Origin of the sequence: Pseudoalteromonas sp. AOP31-A2-14 (assembly GCF_052378035.1) — a bacterium.
Classification (GTDB): domain Bacteria; phylum Pseudomonadota; class Gammaproteobacteria; order Enterobacterales; family Alteromonadaceae; genus Pseudoalteromonas.
The window spans coordinates 1,380,670-1,400,940 of sequence record NZ_JBQSXI010000001.1; the positions used below are offsets into that span (position 1 = coordinate 1,380,670).

At 39.4% G+C, this 20,271-nt stretch carries 14 protein-coding genes; 12 read left to right on the forward strand and 2 right to left on the reverse strand.

Features of this window, described 5'->3' with window-relative positions:
• The first annotated feature begins 505 nt into the window (after positions 1–505).
• Genes recC through recD form a run of 3 tightly spaced genes read left to right on the forward strand, consistent with a single transcriptional unit; the run spans position 506 to position 9,445 of the window.
• Positions 506–3,862, forward strand: a complete 3,357-nt coding sequence (recC, locus tag ACT3S9_RS06495; protein WP_444750833.1) for an exodeoxyribonuclease V subunit gamma — start codon at positions 506–508, stop codon at positions 3,860–3,862.
• Complete coding sequence (gene recB, locus ACT3S9_RS06500; RefSeq protein WP_441835864.1) at positions 3,849–7,454, forward strand: exodeoxyribonuclease V subunit beta; 3,606 nt, start codon at positions 3,849–3,851, stop codon at positions 7,452–7,454. The genes recC and recB overlap by 14 nt, the downstream gene beginning before the upstream one ends.
• Positions 7,451–9,445 carry an exodeoxyribonuclease V subunit alpha gene (gene recD, locus ACT3S9_RS06505; RefSeq protein ID WP_441835863.1) on the forward strand — a complete coding sequence of 665 codons (1,995 nt, stop codon included), beginning with the start codon at positions 7,451–7,453 and terminating at the stop codon, positions 9,443–9,445. Before recB ends, recD begins: the two co-directional genes overlap by 4 nt.
• Positions 9,446–9,695: 250 nt before the next feature.
• On the opposite strand, the gene ACT3S9_RS06510 is transcribed toward recD, so the two are convergent.
• The gene (locus ACT3S9_RS06510; protein WP_441835862.1) at positions 9,696–10,322 is read right to left on the reverse strand and encodes a trimeric intracellular cation channel family protein; all 627 of its coding nucleotides are present in this window, start codon (positions 10,320–10,322) and stop codon (positions 9,696–9,698) included.
• Positions 10,323–10,605: 283 nt separating this feature from the next.
• Here ACT3S9_RS06510 and ACT3S9_RS06515 point away from each other — a divergent pair, with 283 nt between their 5' ends.
• The 6 genes from ACT3S9_RS06515 (at position 10,606) to ACT3S9_RS06540 (ending at position 16,558) form a co-directional block, all read left to right on the forward strand.
• Positions 10,606–11,742: an ISAs1 family transposase gene (locus ACT3S9_RS06515; protein ID WP_008466968.1), complete on the forward strand. Its 1,137-nt coding sequence runs from the start codon at positions 10,606–10,608 to the stop codon at positions 11,740–11,742.
• A gap of 2 nt (positions 11,743–11,744) precedes the next feature.
• A complete protein-coding gene (locus tag ACT3S9_RS06520; RefSeq protein ID WP_441836560.1) occupies positions 11,745–11,891 on the forward strand; it encodes a hypothetical protein in 147 nt (48 codons plus the stop codon).
• A gap of 115 nt (positions 11,892–12,006) precedes the next feature.
• The gene (locus ACT3S9_RS06525) at positions 12,007–12,510 is read left to right on the forward strand and encodes an Mpo1 family 2-hydroxy fatty acid dioxygenase (RefSeq protein WP_441836559.1); all 504 of its coding nucleotides are present in this window, start codon (positions 12,007–12,009) and stop codon (positions 12,508–12,510) included.
• A 97-nt stretch (positions 12,511–12,607) separates the two neighbouring features.
• Positions 12,608–12,781 (forward strand): hypothetical protein, encoded by a 174-nt coding sequence (locus ACT3S9_RS06530; RefSeq protein WP_441836558.1) that lies wholly within the window; start codon positions 12,608–12,610, stop codon positions 12,779–12,781.
• A gap of 163 nt (positions 12,782–12,944) precedes the next feature.
• The gene (locus tag ACT3S9_RS06535; RefSeq protein WP_441836557.1) at positions 12,945–13,940 is read left to right on the forward strand and encodes a branched-chain amino acid aminotransferase; all 996 of its coding nucleotides are present in this window, start codon (positions 12,945–12,947) and stop codon (positions 13,938–13,940) included.
• A 443-nt stretch (positions 13,941–14,383) separates the two neighbouring features.
• The gene (locus tag ACT3S9_RS06540) at positions 14,384–16,558 is read left to right on the forward strand and encodes a prolyl oligopeptidase family serine peptidase (RefSeq protein WP_444750834.1); all 2,175 of its coding nucleotides are present in this window, start codon (positions 14,384–14,386) and stop codon (positions 16,556–16,558) included.
• Between the two features lie 244 nt (positions 16,559–16,802).
• On the opposite strand, the gene ACT3S9_RS06545 is transcribed toward ACT3S9_RS06540, so the two are convergent.
• On the reverse strand, positions 16,803–18,098 hold the full coding sequence (locus ACT3S9_RS06545; RefSeq protein ID WP_441835333.1) for an anti-phage deoxyguanosine triphosphatase: 1,296 nt from the start codon (positions 18,096–18,098) through the stop codon (positions 16,803–16,805).
• A 157-nt stretch (positions 18,099–18,255) separates the two neighbouring features.
• Here ACT3S9_RS06545 and ACT3S9_RS06550 point away from each other — a divergent pair, with 157 nt between their 5' ends.
• From ACT3S9_RS06550 to ACT3S9_RS06560, 3 genes are all read left to right on the forward strand, one after another.
• Positions 18,256–19,065: a glucosaminidase domain-containing protein gene (locus ACT3S9_RS06550; RefSeq protein ID WP_441835330.1), complete on the forward strand. Its 810-nt coding sequence runs from the start codon at positions 18,256–18,258 to the stop codon at positions 19,063–19,065.
• The gene (locus ACT3S9_RS06555) at positions 19,058–19,723 is read left to right on the forward strand and encodes a DUF2987 domain-containing protein (protein WP_444750835.1); all 666 of its coding nucleotides are present in this window, start codon (positions 19,058–19,060) and stop codon (positions 19,721–19,723) included. The genes ACT3S9_RS06550 and ACT3S9_RS06555 overlap by 8 nt, the downstream gene beginning before the upstream one ends.
• A 63-nt stretch (positions 19,724–19,786) precedes the next feature.
• Positions 19,787–20,263 (forward strand): transcription elongation factor GreAB, encoded by a 477-nt coding sequence (locus ACT3S9_RS06560; RefSeq protein WP_441835332.1) that lies wholly within the window; start codon positions 19,787–19,789, stop codon positions 20,261–20,263.
• The last annotated feature ends 8 nt before the right edge of the window (positions 20,264–20,271 follow it).

The following is a 20,271-nucleotide window of genomic DNA, read 5'->3' on the forward strand; positions in this document are numbered from 1 at the left end:
CTATAAAGGGCTTGTAATAAAACAAGCCTTTTTATTTAGCTATAAATGAAAATGACAAGCATGCTGATATAAAATTATTGCTGTGATAGATTCGAAGTTTTAATAAAATAACAGTTAAAAGGTAATATATTTTTCATAGATAGCTTTTAGCCTGCCATTTTCTGCAATTTTTTATTAGGTACGTTAGACGAAGCGCTGCTTAATATTTACATACAAGTCTAAATCATAATAATCAAACCGTCCGCAAACTCACCTTTCATGCGTATCTAAAATTGTTAGGCTTGATGAATCTATAGATCGTCCTGTTTGGTTAGGCAAAATTGCTAACTGTCTGCATAAACTAGCTTTGTAATTAAAGCGCAATAACCATAAGGAACATTTTATAAAAACTCAATCAGTAATTTCATCTACAGTTTAGATCTAAGCAACATAAATTACCTGTCGCTCATTATTAAAATATCTTACACTAGGTCAACTAGTTAGTTTCAAGCAAGGACTGTGTTAAATGCTGAATATCATCCAATCTAACCGTATGGAAACACTGCAAGCGCAGTTCCATAAGCTTTTAATGGTTGACCCGCTACAAAGCCTGTTTGATAAAGAAGTCGTGCTGGTGCAATCGCCCGGTATGTCGCAGTGGTTAAAAATTGGTTTGAGCGAACAGCTTGGTATTGCCGCACAGGTAGATTTTCCATTGCCATCAAGCTTTATTTGGCAGTTATATCAGCAACTATTACCTAATGTGCCTAAAGAGTCCGCATTTAATAAACCTAACCTTGCATGGAAGCTCTTTGCTATTTTGCCTGATTGCATTGACGAGCCCTTGTATTCGCCGCTTAAAAGCTATTTAGCAGGCGATATTGACGGCCAAAAAACCTTTGCCTTATGTGAAAAAATAGCCGACGTGTACGATCAGTACTTGATGTATCGCCCGCATTGGATAGCAACATGGGATAGCGGTAAAGATGAGCTTGATGATGTCGATATTGCGGTTTCGCCTTGGCAACCGGATTTATGGCGGCGCATTGTTGCGTTAAGTGTTGAACTTGGGCAAAGCCAATTCCACCGCGCCAATATGCAAGGAAAATTAATTGCCGCTCTTGAAAACATGGACGAAAGCCAATTACCTAAGCGTATTAGTCTGTTTGGTATATCAGCTATTGCAAGTTCCCAGCTTGAAATATTTAATGCACTGAGTAAAAAAACACAGGTGTTCTTATTCTTTTTTAACCCCAGTGAGCATTATTGGGGTGATGTAGTTGATGAAAAAACCGCTGCTAAAATTAAAGCAAAATATGCCAAAACGCCATTACTTGATGCCTGCGAAAATAGCCAAAATAATCCCGATGATGAATACTATTTTATTGGTAACCCACTGTTATCATCATGGGGGAAATTAGGGCGTGATTATTTTGAGCAACTAGTACAACTTGATGCCCGTTGGATTGATGGCTTTACAGCAAGCTTTGATGATTCATTACTTGGCAAGATACAAAGTGAAATTTATCAGTTGGCCTTTAAAGGCGAATCACTTACTTTAGATAAAGAGTGGTTTATTAACGACGAAGGCAAGTTGCCAGTAAAGCAAAATGATAACAGTATCATGCTTAGCGATTGCTATACGCCGCTCAGAGAAGTTGAACGCTTGCATGATTACTTACTTAATTTATTTCATCAAAATCCAGCGCTTACCCCAAAAGATATTATTGTTATGATGCCCGATGTAGGCACATACAGCCCGTATATCGAGGCCGTTTTTGGTGGGGCACAAGGTAAGCGTCACATCCCATATGCGTTGGCTGATTTAGCTATTGAGCAAGAAAAGCCTGTACTTAGTTCGTTTGCAAGTTTAGCTAATTTGCCGTTTTCACGTTTTGGTGTCTCGGATATTTTAGATTTACTACAGGTCACTCAAATTGCCGAAAAATTCAGTCTTGAGTCCCATGAATACGAGCAAATTCAATATTGGCTTGAGCGAGTAGGCGTTAAGTGGGGCATAGATGCTGAGCATAAAAGTAGCTTCGACTTACCCACTATTGACTTAAATACGTGGAAGCATGGGTTAAATCGTTTACTTTTAGGGATTGCTCAGCGCGATGAGCAAAATCCATTTAATGGCATTTACAGTGCGGATGAAGTTGAAGGGATGGCTCTTGATACCCTTAATAAACTAGTGCACTTTATTGATGTACTGCAAACGTTTAAAGAGCGCCTAACTCCCGATGACACACTAACAAATAAAGCCGATATTCTTGATGAGCTGTTGGCGGCTATATACGAAAGTGATAGCGATGATAGTTGGGATCTGTTGGTGCTTAAAAAAGTACTCGATGATGTTAATAAACACCATCAAAACGGTGATTATACTCAAGTTGTATCACAACGTATTGTTAGTTACTTAATCAAACAAGGTATTCAAGAAAATGGCGTAGGCCAGCGCTTTTTGGTCGGCCAAGTTAATTTTTGTACTTTAATGCCAATGCGCGCTGTGCCATTTAAAGTGGTATGTATGCTGGGCCTTAACGATGCTGATTATCCTCGTACTGTACAGCCGATAGGCTTTGACTTAGTGCCGTATTCGAAAAAGCAAAAAGGTGATAGATCACGAAAACTTGATGATCACTACCTGTTTTTGGAAGCGTTACTCAGTGCCCGCGAAAATTTGTACATGAGTTACATTGGTCGTTCGTGTTTTGACAACCAACCGCGTATGCCATCAACGCTTGTCAGTGAATTACTAGAATATATTGGCCGCAGTTTTTCATTAGTTGAAAAAGATGAGCAAAGTGCACAAAAATTACCTGACTGTTTGATTAGCAAGCAGTATTTGCAGCCGTTTAATAGCCATTATTATCTACCAACAGAGCAGTCAGAAGACCAAACAGCATTTAATGAACACAGCTATAATCCCGTTTGGCTGCCTGCAGAAGCAATAGCGCCACAATCACTCACTAAACTTGCTGTAATAATGCCAGAAAGCTTAGATTTAGATGTATTTATTCGTAGTGTTTGTAATCCACAAGAGAGTTTTTATCAACAAACATTAGGTCTGCGCTTACCTGAATTTAATGACATAACCAAAGATGAAGAACCCTTTAGTGTAGATGCACTAAAGCGTTACTTTTATTTAGATGAAATACTCGAAGCTACTATTTTAGAAAAACCACTTAGCCGGGAGCAAATATTGCAACGAGGTGAGCTGCCCCAAGCGCACGTTGGCGATTTAATTTTTGAAAGCATGGAACATCGTGTTGATGCACTCGCAGGCCAAGTAAAAGAGCAAATTAAGCAAAGCAAAAATGAACCCGCAGAGGTGAGCTTACTCCTTAAAAGTGACGGCGTAGATGCAGAACCCCAAAGTATGAAAATTGAAGGATGGTTAAATCATCTTTACTTACAAAAACAGTCACAGCAAAAACAAGTGTTTTACCGAAGTGCCAGTATTAAAGCGAAAGACTTGATTAAAGGCTTTATCTACCATTTAAGTGCGCAAGTTATGGAGCACAGTGTAGAAACATTAATTCTCGGCCTTGATCAAAAAATAGTGTTTGCCCCAATAGATAAAAACCAAGCTGAGGCACTGTTAAATCAGTGGTTTAGTTTATATGTTGCGCTTAGGCAATCGCCAGTAGCGTTTTTTCCGGTAAGTGGGTATGAATACGTAAAAACCGGTGGCGACATCACAAAAGCAATCAATAAATTTAGCCCACAATATATTGGCCGCGGCGAGGGCGAAAATCCGTACATTCGCTTAACCACGCAATCACTATTAGATTGCCAAGAAGAATTTACAGTGTGGAGCAATAAGTTGCTCGCCCCGTTAGCTGCTAACGCAAAGGAGAGTGACTATGCAAGCGCTTGATCCACTTACAATGCCACTGACTGGGCAAAGTTTGATAGAAGCTAGTGCAGGCACAGGTAAAACCTATACTATTACCGGTTTATATTTACGTTATTTATTAGGAATGCAAATAGCGGATGAACCAGGCTCAGAGCTAAATAAGCCTTTAAGTGTAGAGCAAATATTGGTAGTGACCTTTACCGATGCCGCCACCCAAGAAATTAAAGATCGCGTACGCACACGTATTATCGCCGCCCGTGACGGTTTATTAGGCCTTGAAACAAAAGATCAGCTAATTAACGATATTATAAGCACGATTGACGACAAACATCGTGCCTTTGACTTACTCGATGCTGCTGCAAAATCAATGGACGAAGCGGCTATTTTTACTATTCACGGTTTTTGTCAGCGCATGCTAAAACAGCATGCGTTTGAATCAGGAGTGGCGTTTAATTTAGAATTTATTTTAGATGAGCGAGAAATACTACTCGAGACCATAAAAGATTTTTGGCGCACTTTTGTATACCCGCTAAATAAAGAAAAAACCGATGCCATACTCGACGTTTTTCAAGCCCCGGAAGCGTTATTTAGTAAAGTGTTTAGCTTACTGAATAAAGGCAACGCAAAAGTTACTCCGCAAATTAATTTAGAAGATGTATGGCAAGCCCGTGAGCAATACATTGCAAAAGTACCCGGTTTTAAAAAAAGCTGTTTAGAAAGCGAATTTGTTGCAGCGGTTAAAGCCTCTGGGCTCAGTGGTTCGAAGACTCCTGCGCGTAAAGGAAGCTTAAAAGCGCTTGAAGAGTTCTGTTTAAGTGACGAGCTGTTTTTTCAGTTTGGTACCAATAAATATTCATTCGAAGTGTGGAGTACTGAAAGCCTAAGTGATGCGGGTAACTATAAAAAAAACCAGCCATTATTTACTCATGCACTACAAAGCCAATTTGATGAACTTGCAGCGCTTAGCAACACTATAAATCAAGGGCTCGCTATAGCAATAGTACAACATGCAGCTACGTGGGTTAAAAAAGCTATTGCAAAACGCAAGCAAGAACAAAGCGTGATCACTCCGGATGACTTATTGAGTAACTTACATAATGCACTGACCAGTGAGCAGGGCGAAACACTTGCACAAAAAATAGCGCACTTATTCCCCGTTGCCATGATTGACGAATTCCAAGATACCGATCCAACCCAATACGGTATTTTTAGTAAGATTTATACGCAAGCACATACTACTCTTTCCATGATTGGGGACCCTAAACAAGCTATTTATGGTTTTAGGGGCGCAGATATTTTTACTTACATAGGCGCAAAACATGCTGTTGAGCAAAGCCAGCAATTTACCTTGGACACCAATTTTCGCTCAAGTACTGATATAGTTGAAAGTGTTAACCAATTATTTGCTAAGCATGATAACAGCTTTATATATAACGATGTCATTCCTTTTAACCAAGTTAAGGCCAAAGGTAAGGAAGCGGATGAATCATTTTTGATAAATGGTAAGCCGGCCAAGGCCTTTGAGTTTTGTGTATTTACAGATACCGAGGCTGATGATAAAAACAAACCAACCAAAAAAGGGATTAGCCAGCAGCATTTAGCCGCCCACTTTACTAATAAAATAGTAGCGTTGCTTGTACAGGCGTCAGAGGGACGCGCGTGTATAGGCAGTGAGCCCGTAACCGCTGCTGATATTTGTATTTTGGTGCGTGATCGGGGTGAAGCGCAGGTTATCAAAAAAGCACTCAGTGATGCTAAAATTGCCAGTGTGTATTTATCTCGCGACAGTGTATTTAGCCAAGAGTTGAGCCATCATTTACTGAACTTTTTAACAGCATTACATGGCCAATATAACGAATCATTACTGCGCGGGGTACTTGCTGGCCCATTATTTTGTTTAAGTTATAACGACATTTATGCGCTTGCAGATGATGAAGCAAAATGGCAAGTACACCTTAACTTTTTTGCTTACTTAAGCTCAGTCTGGCACAAGCAAGGTGCCATGGCGATGCTTGAATATTTATTAAGCCACAATAAATTAAGCGCTAAATGGCAAGGTTTAGGCTATAACGTAGAGCGCTGGCTTACAGATTTACGACATCTCAGTGAAATACTCCAGCAAAAACAAATTGAGCTTGAGGGCACACAACGGTTATTACGTTGGTTTGCACAAAAAGTGAGTCAACAAGACGGTGAAGCTGTCCAAGTACGCCTTGAAAGTGATGCTAACTTAGTACGAATTGTTACCATGCATGCATCAAAAGGGCTTGAGTTTCCGTTAGTGTTTATGCCATTTGCTAGTGGGTATCGTGAAACCAAAGAGGCCTTGTATCATAAAGACGGGCAGCTTATTTATGATTTAAGTAAAAGTGACGATGCACTGCAAAAAGCCGAGCAAGAACGTCTAGCTGAAGATTTACGTTTATTGTACGTGGCACTAACACGCGCTATTCATTACTGCGCCATTGGTATGTACAACATAGGGCAAGGGCAAAGTAGTCGTTTAGCTATTCAAAGCAGCTCGCTTGGACATGTATTATTTGCAAACCTTGATATAACCAGTAGCGTAATTTGGCGTAATCATTTAAAAGAGTTTTGTCAGCAAAACTCAGCGATGGAATATAGCGAATTTACTAAGGATGAGTTAGTCGAGCAGGAGCCATTACAACTTTTACCAGCGCAAAATACAGAGCAAAAGCTTAGTGTTAATAGTGTAACCGTTGAGATAGAAAAAGATTGGCGCGCAACCAGTTTTAGTGCCTTGAGCTTTAAAAAACAGTCTGATCACATACAACCAGGACGTACTGATGAAGATCACAACAAAGATGAATTTGCCGCCAAGCAAGATAATAGTCAATCCCCGTATAGTTTCCCCAAAGGAGCAAAACCAGGTAGTTGTTTACACGAAATTTTTGAGCAAATTGATTTTACTAATCCAGAGCAACACTTAACTGAGCAGCCTCAAGGTAGTAATGAGAATAACTTAGCTGAGGTGATTAAAAAAAGTTTAAAAAAGTATCACATAGACGAGCAGTGGCAAGAGACCACTGAACAATGGATACTCAGCGCCTTAGAGTGCCCTTTTGATAACACTGGCTTGAGCTTAAGCGTATTACCCCCAAGTGACTGTTTAGTTGAGATGGAATTTAATTTACCACTGCAAAGCTTAAATGCTAAACAGTTAAACTCAGTACTAATTAAACACTTTGGTTTTAATCAAAGCAATCTTGATTTTTTTGATGTACAAGGACTACTTAAAGGATTTGTAGATTTAATATTTTACTACCAAGGTAAATATTATATTTTGGATTATAAATCCAATTACTTAGGCAACAAGCCTAGTGATTACGAGCAAGACTCACTCGAGCAAGCTATGACTAGCCATCAGTATCATTTGCAGTATCTAATATACACAGTTGCGCTAAATCGCTTGTTAAAACAACGTATTAAAAATTACAGTATAGAGCAACATTTAGGTGGCATTTACTACACCTTTTTGCGGGGGATGGGTGATGGCAAAGGTATTTACTTTAAAAAGCTCAGCAGCGAGCAAGTTGAGATTTTAGATGGGTTATTTACTAAAGCGACAATGAGCGAAGGAGAGCCATCATGAGCAACGGGCCTACAATAAACACAACGCCTACAGTAGGCGAAACATCGACAATAAATACTGAACTAAATCGAACAGTAAAAAAAGTCCCGTTGCTTGACTATTTACTTAATGAAAATCGCCTACGTATGGTGGATATAAAGTTGGCTGATTTACTCTGTCAACAAAATAAAAACACCGATAAAAGTGATGTTTACAATATTATTTTATTACTGTGCCTCGCAGGGCAAAGCCAACATAGTTGTTTAAACCTAGACGAGGTAAACTGGATAAACCCGTTTAATTTACGCCAATCTGACTTTACAAAGGCTGATGGCACAGTGCCAGATAAGCTCAGCCCATTTATTGAAGACTTTGACACCCAGTGTGCCATTAACTGCTTACAAGCACACCCAAGTGTTGGCGAACAGCAGCCTTTACAACTATTTGGAAGCCGCCTCTATTTTTCCCGTCTTGCCGGGTATGAGCAAACTCTGGCATCGCGACTATTAGTTATGAGTGAGCGAAAAATAACGATAGACAATACCAAGCTCAGTGATTTATTAGATTATTATTTTCCTGCCTGCAAAGCACCTAAAAAGGGTCTTGATTGGCAAAAAGTCGCCTGCGCTATGGCTGCCACAAAAGGTTTTAGTGTGATCACCGGTGGTCCCGGCACCGGTAAAACCACCACCGTCACGAAGCTGCTTGCTATTTTGCAATCACTTTATCAAAGTGCGCCGCTCAGTATTAAGCTGGTAGCTCCTACAGGAAAAGCGGCAGCAAGATTAAGTGAGTCTATATTAGGCGCAAAAGCGCAATTAAAAGCATCTATTCCAGTTGAGGTAGAGCCATTAATTCCTCAAAGTGCAGAAACTATTCATCGTTTATTGGGGGTTAAACCCTTTACCAATAAGTTTAAACATAACAGTGGCAACCTACTGCATTTAGATATATTGATTATCGACGAAGCCTCCATGGTTGATTTATCACTGATGGCAAAGCTAATAGAAGCACTGCCAGCTCACGCGAGGCTAATACTACTTGGTGATAAAGACCAACTTGCTTCGGTAGATACCGGTAGTGTTATGAGTGATTTATGCCAAGGTTTAATGTTTGGTGAAACGCCCAGTTATTCAAAAGCACGCTGCGATGAACTAAATCAGCTTTGCTTTAACGGCGAACAAAAACTCGAAGTAAAACCAAGTAAATTTAAACTTGCCGATTGCATCGCGTTTTTACAACATAGCTATCGGTTTACCGCAGAAAGTGGCATCGGCCAACTAGCATTGGCTGTTAATACTAATCATAGAGGCAAACTAAATTTTGTAGAGCAAGAGGTAAATAGCGGCGTATTTAACGACGTGATTCTTGATTTCGACCTAGTGACTAAACCGGTTGAAAAATTAGTGCAAAATGCAGCTAGCCATTATGCAAAGTATCTAAATCTAATTAAGCAACATGCAACAACTGCAGAGGTTCATAAAGCCTTTGCTAAGTATCAATTACTTGCTGCAGTGCGCGAGGGTGATTACGGCGTAAATAGCCTAAATCAGCGAATTGAAAAACAACTGCACAACCAAGGGCTTATCAATACCACTGCAAATCCACTGCACTATTTAGGCATGCCGATCATGATTGCACAAAACGATTATCAACTTAAGCTCTTTAATGGCGATATTGGTATTTTAATGCATGATGAAAACAAGAAACTTAAAGCGATATTTATAGATGAGCAAGGTAATGAACGTGCTTTTTCACCAGCCAGAATGCCACCCCACGATAAAGTGTATGTAATGACTATACACAAATCACAAGGCTCTGAATTCGCTTATACTGCGATGGTATTGCCACCGGCAAACCAGGCAACTGCTGGCATAAACCGCCAAATAGTCTACACCGGCATCACCCGTGCAAAAAATACCTTCGAGCTGGTAGCCGACAAAAACGTGCTACTAACGGCAATGAATAGATCGGTAAGTAGAGCGTCAGGGTTGTACGAGCGGTTAAAATGAGGCATGCAAACTAGGAGTTAAAAATATTAGTTCCTAGTTTGTTTTATTATGTGAAAAGAAGGCTTCAGTCATATTTTAAAGTTAATAACCCTGCGTGGTTTTGTGAAGGTGCTATTGTTAGTTGTTTTGGGGCGTAATAACAGGGCTAAGTAATTACCAATTTTTTAGCTTTTAAGCGAAGAGCAAAAAAGTAACTTTGCTCTTTATACTCATCATTTTATTATTTCCTTTGTATTATTCTCACAATGCTCTAATTACGCACGGTTCTTTTTCTAAATACATTAGGACGCCAGCCGAAGTGCAGGGCGCCGAGTCTGAGGAATACTGTAACTAAAAATGAGCCAATAATGCACCACAAATATGACACCTCTAATAAGAATAAAGTAGCGTAAGTGATACCACCGCAAAAACAGGCGGTAGAGTAGAGCTCTTCACGCATGACTAGAGGCATTTCGCGGCAGATTACATCGCGCATTAAACCGCCAAATATACCGGTGGTCATGCCCATAGTGATAGCAACTATCATGGTTGTGCCTTCAATTAATGCTTTTTCAATGCCGACTATATTAAAAATGGCCATGCCGATGGCATCAACGAGTAGCATGTAATAGCTTGATACATCAGGCAAATAGCGTATAAACATGACTGCGACAAATATCGCGCTATAAGTGGCATATAAATAGTTTGGCTCTGAAATCCAAAATACCGGCTGGTTTAGCAGTACATCGCGCAACGTGCCACCACCAAGAGCGGTTACTGATCCTACGACAACAATACCAAAACCACCGATATCTTTATCATGACCAAGCAAAGTTCCTGATATTGCAAAAAAAGCAACACCAATTAAGCTTAACAATTCAAAATATTCTGTTGTCATATAGGCCTTCCTGCTGGCGTGTTAGTGCTTGGGACATATTAAGCGTAAAGAGTAACGTATTTAGAGTTTATTATTACTGAATATAGCCAGAAAATAAAATAAGACCATCTATTTAGACTCGATATGGATACAGACAGTTAGATAAATTAGACATAATTGGAAGTAAAAATACTACATATAAATCACTCGATTCTAAAAGCGGCACGGCAAGATCATTATAAATTGAACTTATAGAGCAAGTAGTGATCAGATCAAGGCATAATAATTACTTGGTCGCATAAATATGAGCACTACTTTTCTGAAACATTTTAATTCAATTACAGATCCTCGCATTGAACGTTGTAAAAAGCATGAACTTATCGATATTCTTCTCCTTGCTATTAGCGCTGTACTCTCTGGTGCAGAAGGATGGGAAGATATTGAAGACTTTGGGCACCTAAAGCTTGATTGGTTAAAAAAATACGGCACGTTCAACGCAGGAATTCCAAAACATGACACGATTGCTCGCGTCATGTGTCGGTTAAAAGCAAATGAAATAGAAAGGGCATTTCAATCTTGGATATCATCACTGATTGAAACTACAGGTGCAGATATCATCGCTATCGATGGCAAAACCGCACGGCGTTCATTTACCACAAAAGACAGAAAAAGTGCCTTACACACGGTCAGTGCATGGAGTTGCCAACACCAGTTAGTGCTTGGGCAGACGGCTGTTGATAATAAAACAAATGAAATCACCGCAATACCAGAATTACTCACCCTGCTCGATATTGAAAACAGTATCATTACGTTAGATGCGATGGGATGCCAACAAGAAATAGCAAAACAAATCATCCAACAAAAAGCAGATTATATTCTTGCACTTAAAGGTAATCATTCAGGCATGCAAAAGGAACTAGAAGCGTGGTGGCACAAGTGCGAGCGTGAAAGGTTAACTAAGCATAATTGTGATGAACATACCGAAATAAGCTCAGGACATGGGCGTGTTGAAACACGTACATGCCAGCAGTTACTTATAGATAAAAGCTGGCTAGGCAAGGATTATCGTTGGCCTGGCTTAACGAGTATTATTAAGGTCAGGGCTGAAGTTCATGATAAGTCGGCAGGGTCGGATACCACTGAAACACGCTGGTATATAAGTTCATTAGACTTAAATGCAGCGCAAGCACTCAATGCAGTACGCAGTCACTGGCAGGTTGAAAGCATGCATTGGATGCTTGATATGAACTTCAGAGAAGATGAATCGAGAATACGCAAACTTCAAGGGCCATTAATGTTTAATGTAATGCGAAAGATAGCCATGGCGCTTTTTAAACAAGATGCATCTAAGTCAGCAAGTATGGCGAGGAAAAAGAAAATGGCAGGGCTAGACGATGATTACCGCTCAACCCTGCTAGAGTCTGGGATTAAAATGCGCTAGCCGTGCTAAAAGCGGCGCAAAAGGCACTATTTTATCAGTGTATAGGTGTTGATAAAGAAAAAACTGATGAGCTAGAGTCAATGCTCACTCAAGAGTATCAAAAAGGTCGTGAGCAGTTAGATGCAGAGGCTAAGCATGACAAAGGTTAAACTATAAGTGCATTTTTAGTGTGTACTTATCTTTTGGAGAAAACTCAAAGCTGGATGTTCTATTCGGTGTTTTATCTGCTAAAGTTGAAGGTGGCAATTTAATTAGGCAGATAAAATGAAAACGCTCGAACAACAATTAATAAACTATGCCCTTTACCATCGTTCAAAACGCAATGTTTTAACTCACTTTATTGGCATACCACTGATTGTGTATGCAATTCTATGCCTTTTAGAGCGTATAACTCTTTTTGATGGGATCATTCAGGTAACGGGTGCTTCGCTCGTTGTGACCGTTACATCACTTTATTATTTAAGATTGAGCCTATCATTGGGTGTCATAATGGCCTTGTTACTCAGCTTATTGACGATAGCGGCCGCTCCAGTGGCAAGTTTAAGTCATTCAAACTGGCTAATAGTCAGTGTTGCAACGCTTGCTGTGGGCTGGGGCTTACAGTTCATCGGCCATTATTTTGAAGGCAAAAAGCCGGCATTTGTAGATGACTTAATGGGATTGATTATAGGCCCATTATTTGTAGTTGTAGAAGCCTTGTTTTCACTGGGTTTTTATAAAAAGCTCGAGCAACAAATTACAGCGCAAGCGGGTTCAACGCGGGTATAAGTAACATAAGATGCTTTTAACGATAAAGTAATCTGGACACGGGTGTTTCATCAGGTATTAGTAAAGCCTTACCTGAGCAGTTAGCAGCTAAAGGTGCATGCTTATTTTGTTTGTACGTAATGAAGCGACGTTCAATGGATTAAATAGTTGGTTCGGTTATAAGCATCATATTGTAACCCTTGGCTTAGCAAATACAGAGCCGATTTTAGCCTCTACGCCAGAAATATTAAGTACCTTAAACGGTTTTTGCCGACGTTACTTAACCGCATGACAGCAAAAAATAACTATCGGTAGGAGTTCCTTTTATCGGGTCTGTCATATAACAGTACAAAATTATCTAGCGCTTAATTGAAAAAGCCTTGTTTTAACTATGGTTAAAATGCCCTTGAATGTCATACAATGGGGTAAAGTAGTCTACATAAGAGAGAACAAATATGGCCGCATTTGGTACTGTGTTTATGCCGCAGATGATACAAGCACGTTTTGAGAATAAAGCGTGGGGTGAGTTGACAACGGTTGCGTCAGATAAATTAGAATTTCATGGTGGTGCACATGTTTTACATTATTCAAGTACATGTTTTGAAGGCTTAAAAGCATTTCGCCATGAAGATGGAGCAGTGTATGTCTTTAGAATGGATGCGAATATCAAGCGTATGAAGCAAAGCTCAAAGTTTTTGAGCCTACCTGACTTTGATGAGTCAATGCTTGAAAAAATGATTATCGATAGTGTTAAAATGTATAGTCATGAAACACCACTACCGCCAGGCTCAATGTATATTCGTCCCACACATATTGGTACTGAAGCAGCCATTGGCAAAGCCGCTGCGCCTTCAATGAGTTCGTTACTCTATGTTTTACTTTCTCCGGTGGGCGATTACTTCTCTGCTGGCGCTACTGCATTACGTGTATTACTTGAAGAAGATGGTATGCGCTGCGCCCCGCATATGGGTATGGTTAAAAGTGGTGGCAACTATGCAAGTGCATTAGGACCTATTTCAGCGGCACGTGAAAAGTATAAAGCTGATCAAATATTATTTTGCCCAGGTGGTGACGTACAAGAGACCGGCGCTGCTAACTTTATTTTAATCGATGGCAATGAAATCATCACTAAAGCGCTCGATAGCAGTTTTTTACATGGTGTTACTCGTAATAGTATTTTAACCATTGCAAAAGACTTAGGTATGACGGTTTCTGAGCGCAATTTTACAGTAACAGAGTTACTTGAGCGTGCAGAAAAACCGGGTACTGAAGCTGCGCTTTCTGGTACTGCGGCGGTATTAACCTCAGTCGGCACATTTATCCATAACGATAAAGAATACAAAGTAGGTAATGGTGAGCCAGGCCCGCAAGCGGCACGTTTACGCCAAGCGCTTAATGATATTCAATGGGGAAAAGCAGACGATAAGCACGGTTGGTTAACTAAAGTATAACAGCATACGCTGCATGCCTATTATAGCCACGGCGTTTGCCGTGGTTATAAAACTTATCTTTCCTATATTAATATCTTTAAACATCACCAACCTCCCTACAAATATAAAATAGATGCTTATAATGTTGCCTGCCTATTTTTTCAAAAAATGATGAACCCACGCAAAACCATAACCAATCATCGATCATAACCAAAATAGCTAAGCTTTAGTGTTATTAATACAAATACGCTGGGTACTAAACAGTTGCCGACAAAATGCAGTCTGCGGTAAGTTGGATTTCGGGGAACTAAATAATAAGGGTAAAATGTTTCAAGTTTGTAAAGCTGTGTTGATGTGGATTCATTAACAGTTGTTTACAAACAGGTGGATATTGTAACGCGAACAGCTAGACAACACCTACAAAGAACCATATTCTTGGAAGTTAATTATTTTACATAACAAGAATGAAAACGATGATAAAAAATATTTTAGCATGTGGTGTATTACTCGCATTAACTGGTTGCTCAGAGTCACCGAGTTCATCTATAGCGGTAACTAAAGAAAGAGTATCAACTACGTCTATAGAAAAAGTAAATTTAAGCTACCCTAAAACAGCAGAAGGACAAGTTGTAGAGAGTTATTTTGGTGAAGAGGTAGCTGACCCTTATCGCTGGTTAGAAGATGATATGAGCGATGAAACTGCTAATTGGGTTAAGACACAAAATCAAACAACCTTTGCTTATTTAGACCAAATTCCTTATCGCGATAAACTCAAAGAGAGTCTTGAAAAGCTGTTTAATTATGAAAAAATATCAGCACCTTTTACAGAAGGCGACTATACCTATTTTTATAAAAATGATGGTTTACAAAATCAGTATGTATTGTATAGAACAAAAGGCGATGCAGAAGCTGAAATATTTTTAGACCCTAATACCTTTAGTGAAGATGGCACGACCTCTATGTCAGGGTTAACATTTTCAGATGACGGCTCATTAGCAGCTTATCAAATTTCTGAAGGGGGCAGTGATTGGCGAAAAATCATTATTTTGGATACTGAATCTAAAGAACCGATTGAGCAGGCACTAGTTGATGTGAAATTTAGTGGTATCTCATGGTTTGGTAATCAAGGGTTCTACTATTCAAGCTACGATAAGCCTAAAGGCAGCGAGCTTTCCGCTAAAACTGATCAACATAAAGTATATTATCATCAGTTAGGCACCAGCCAAACGAAAGATAAACTGGTATTTGGTGGTACCGATGAACAAAAGCATCGTTATATTGGTGCAAATGTGAGCCGTGATAATCGATTTTTAGTGATTTCAGCAAGTGTATCAACCTCGGGCAATAAATTATTTATTAAAGATTTAACTGATCCTGATAGCAAATTAGTAACTATCTTGGACAATACAGACTCAGATACTTATGTGATTGACACTAAAGGGAGCACTTTATTTTTAGTGACTAACCTCAATGCGCCGAACAAAAAATTAGTGCGAGTTGATGCAAGCAAACCACAACCTGAAAATTGGCAAGATGTGATCCCAGAAACTAAAAATGTACTGGGCTTATCAAAAGGAGGCGATTACTTTTTTGCTAAGTATATGGCTGATGCAATCTCCCAAGTTAAACAATACGATAAAGCAGGTAAGTTAGTACGAGAAATTAATTTGCCTGGTGTAGGGACTGCCCGTGGCTTTGTTGGTAAGAAAGAGCAAACTACACTTTATTATTCATTTGCTAACTATATAACGCCAGGTAATACATACTCTTTTGATGTTCAAACGGGTGAATCTTCGGTTTATCGTAAATCAGGTGCACAATTCGATAGTGATAAGTATAAAACTGAGCAGGTTTTTTATACATCTAAGGATGGTACTAAAGTGCCGATGATTATTTCGTATAAAAAGGGCTTAAAGCTAGATAGTAAAAACCCGACTATTTTGTATGGCTATGGTGGTTTCAATGTAAGTTTAACACCTAGTTTTAGTTCAACTATAGCTGCTTGGCTTGAGCAAGGAGGTGTTTACGCAGTACCAAATATTCGTGGAGGTGGTGAATACGGTAAACAGTGGCATAAAGCGGGTACACAATTACAAAAACAAAATGTATTTGATGACTTTATCGCAGCCGCAGAATACCTAAACGAGGAAAAATACACCTCAAGTGATTACTTAGCTGTGCGTGGTGGATCAAATGGTGGCTTATTAGTTGGTGCGGTTATGACGCAGCGTCCAGAGTTATTTAAAGTTGCATTACCAGCAGTAGGTGTACTTGATATGCTTCGTTATCATACATTCACCGCAGGGGCTGGTTGGGCGTATGATTACGGCACCAGTGAGCAAAGTAAAGAAATGTACACTTACCTAAAGGGATATTCGCCAGTCCACAATGTTAAAGAAGGGATAAGCTACCCTGCAACACTTATCACCACCGGAGACCATGATGATAGAGTTGTACCTGCGCATTCATATAAATTTGCGGCAGAGCTGCAAGCCAAAGGGGCAAGCAATAAACCTTATTTGATTCGTATTGAAACTAATGCGGGACATGGTGCAGGGACACCCACCAGCAAGACGATCGAGCAATATGCTGATATATATGGTTTTACACTTTACAATATGGGCATAGAGTCACTGTAACTTTGTACTTTAAATAGAGCGTCGAGCATATGTTCGACGTTCTATTCATATAAGATTTTTTTAAATGCAGTCAATTACTAATCGGGGAGAAGATTGTTACCTGCTTTATCTAGTTTAAGTAAGAGCATGGCTGTAGATAACTTTCTGTCGTTATACCCATGAAACTCGAAAGTTCGATCAGCCCCTTTAATTACCTAATTCCCCCATAAATGAAGGCATAATAGCCCTCACTAAATTTTTTGTGTTAACTTGCGGGGAGAAATAATCGCTGATAGGTTTTATAAGCATATTCATCGCTCATTCCACTTAGGTAATCACATAGTATACGGTGAGTATTACCTTTATTCTCGGCCGCATGCTGCCATGCTATTTGAGTTGTTTCGGGCAGTAGCCGAAGAGGATCGGCAGCAAAGGCAGAAAACAAGTCAATCAATAAATTTTGCCCCTTAAATTCAATTTGTTGCATTTTAGGTTCGCGAATTAAGCGGCTAAATACAAAGCTTTTTAACACGTGTAATACCGCTTCATATTCATCATCTAATACAACACTATTTTGTAAAATAGGGCAGTCGAATTGCTTATTTTGTATCACCAACTTGGCATTGATAATAAAAGTATTTACAAGCTCACCAATGGCATCTTTTCGCTCATAATCAAACGTAGAGAATAGCCGCGCAGTAAGCGACGGTAAAATCTTGATTAACCAAGGCAATGATAATTCTTTAAGCATTGGTATGGCGTGGCTTTGCCAATCTTCCAAGGTCAACACTTCGGTGGCAATAGCATCTTCTAAATCATGAACGGCATAAGCGATATCGTCAGCAAGTTCCATAATAGCCGAATCTAAAGATTTATAACGGGTTTTAGCACGGTATTGATCAACCGATTGTTGTTGCACTAAAAGTTGTTGGTCATTATGACTTAACGGCTTAATAATCCACGAGAAAATTTCTGCATCATCCTGATATAATCCTTTGGCTGGGCGCCAATCATCGGCTTTGATAAAACGCTGGCTATTTGGGTGAACTGGAATGTTATGCCACAAGTCATTTATAAAACCAGGGTATTTGATAAAGCCAAGTAATGTACGCCGGGTTAGATTCATACCGTAGCCATTACTATAGGGTTCAAGTTTCGCGACAATTCTTAGTGTTTGCGCGTTGCCCTCAAACCCACCGTGGTCGCGCATCATATAGTTAAGGGCTATTTCGCCGCCATGGCCAAAAGGAGGGTGGCCAATATCATGAGCCAAGCATAAGGTTTCGAGCAAACTGGTTGAAGGGAAGTGGTTAAATTCAGGGTGCTGGGATTTTAAATGACGTAATAAGCCACTGCCAATTTGTGCCACTTCTAATGAATGAGTAAGGCGAGTACGGTAAAAGTCATTTAAACCAATGCCCATTATTTGAGTTTTCGCTTGCAAACGCCTAAATGCGGCTGCGTGGATTATTCTTGAGCGATCAATTTGCCACGCACTGCGGTTATCATTAGGGCGGTGTTTTTGTTGATCTATCAGCCGAGCTTGCCAGAGTTTATCCATTACTTCCCCTGCATTAATTACATTCATTAATAACCCATTGTAACTCAATTATTTAGATTGTTATCGTTATTCGCGTTCTTTGTTTTGCTTCGGTATAATAGTTACTAATGTGCTTGTGTCACTACCAAGTATAAAGATTAATCAATAGAGAGAATACATGCTTAAGTTTGTTTTGCGATTTATTACTGCGCTGTTTTTTATATGGGCGTTAAGTTATCCGTTTTTAGAGCAAGTTCGTTTTGACTCAGTTAAACAATCTGAACAAGTACAAAACGAGAAAGTTAAGAAAAAAGAAAAACCATTACATAATGTAGCACTACCAAACTTTAATGATTTTACTGATGTAAAAGAAAAAAAGCATGCCTTTTTTGACTATATAGGTGTACATGTTGATGCTGAAAATAAAAAAATACTCAAGCAACGTGCAGTATTAGAAATGGCTCGTATGATGGTCGAATTTAATGAGCCGCTTAATCAAAAGCAAACCAACGATGTCAAAGTTATTTTAAATAGTTATAAGCTGCCTTCCACTATAAATAGCTTATCGTTAACACAAGCACTTAGACGCGTGGATGTTATTCCCAGAGAGTTAGCCTTAATTCAGGCTGCAAAAGAGTCAGCATGGGGTACCTCTCGTTTTGCACGCATTGGGTTAAACTTTTTTGGCCAATGGTGTTATAAAAAAGGCTGCGGTATGGTGCCAAATCTTCGAAACAGTGATGCCGGTCACGAAGTGGCTGCATTTAAATCAGTACGAGCGGCAGTCAATTCGTATTTTAAAAATATTAACACGCATAACGCGTATAAAGACTTGCGCAGTATTCGTGAAAACTTACGTCGCCAAAATCAACCTATTGAAGCAACTAAGCTGACTGAAGGTTTACTCTCTTATTCAGAGCGTCGCGAAGCGTATGTTGAGGATTTAAACACCATGATCAGCCAAAATAGAGTTTACTTTAATGAGTAATTCCATGTTAATAAGTCGTTTGTTTTTATTTTGTGTATTAATAATAAGTACCTTTACGGTAAGCGCGAAAGATTTTATGGTTTCGTATGATGGTTTTTATGACCGTTTAAAGGTGGTTAATAAAGGCGATTTTCAATATGCCCAAGTTAATTTTTATGTTACGGACATTGCCTCTGGTAAACCTTGCTTAATTGACAGCGGTAAAATTGTTACCGAAACTCGCGAATTAGCGCTTAGTTATACTGAACAAGCACAATTGCAACTCCCTTTTGATAAGCAACTAGATACTGATAAAGCAGTGGTTGTATTAACCCCCGAAAACAGTACCTATGATTGCCAGTTAAAAATGCAAATAGAAGCGCAAGAGTTCAATCCAAAGCCACTTACTAGAGCCAAGTTATTGACTATGCATAATGAGTTTGATGAGCTACTTTATGATTTGTCAGGTTTTTTTGTTAGTAAATTAATGAGCTTCCTACTCCCAGAGCAACAAGGCGTTGTGCTTACATTTGCAGAGCCTGTAACAATTAACGATGCCGCCTTTATGTGTGATGGTGCAGTCTGTAATGTCAAAGTGGATGATAGCTGGGAGGACGATATAGCCTCATTGAATATATCCACACCAGTATTAAAAGTAACCCCGTGGATTGTTAAGTAGTATATAAAAGTGCTGTAGAAACAGCGCTTTTATGCGAAATATAAATTGATTTTGTTGAGTATGATGAATAAAACCCATGTTGTAGAGCATTTACGCTTTGCCTTAGAAGCCCAATTAACGAATGTAAAGCAAGCAGCCCAAGCTGCTCACGATGATGCAACTCATGAAGAGAGTGTTGCTGAAACCCAATACGATACCCTTGGACTTGAAGCTGGTTATCTTGCTCAAGGACAAGCTGAGCGCGTTAATGATTGCTATAAAGATATTAAAGCTTTTGAAAATGTATTTAACGAACCTAAAAAAGGGCAAGTTTCTCTGGGCGCATTAGTGTGTCTACTTGATGAAAGTGATACAGAGTCGTGGTTTTATTTTGGTCCATCCGCAGGTGGTTTAATTGTTCAAGTGAACAATATAAAAGTACAAGTGGTTACACCGCAGGCGCCACTCGGAAAACAATTAGAAAATAAGCAAGTGGATGATGAAGTAAGCTTAAAAGTTGCGTCAAAATCATTGTTATTTACTATCGATAAAGTACTTTAATCTGCTGT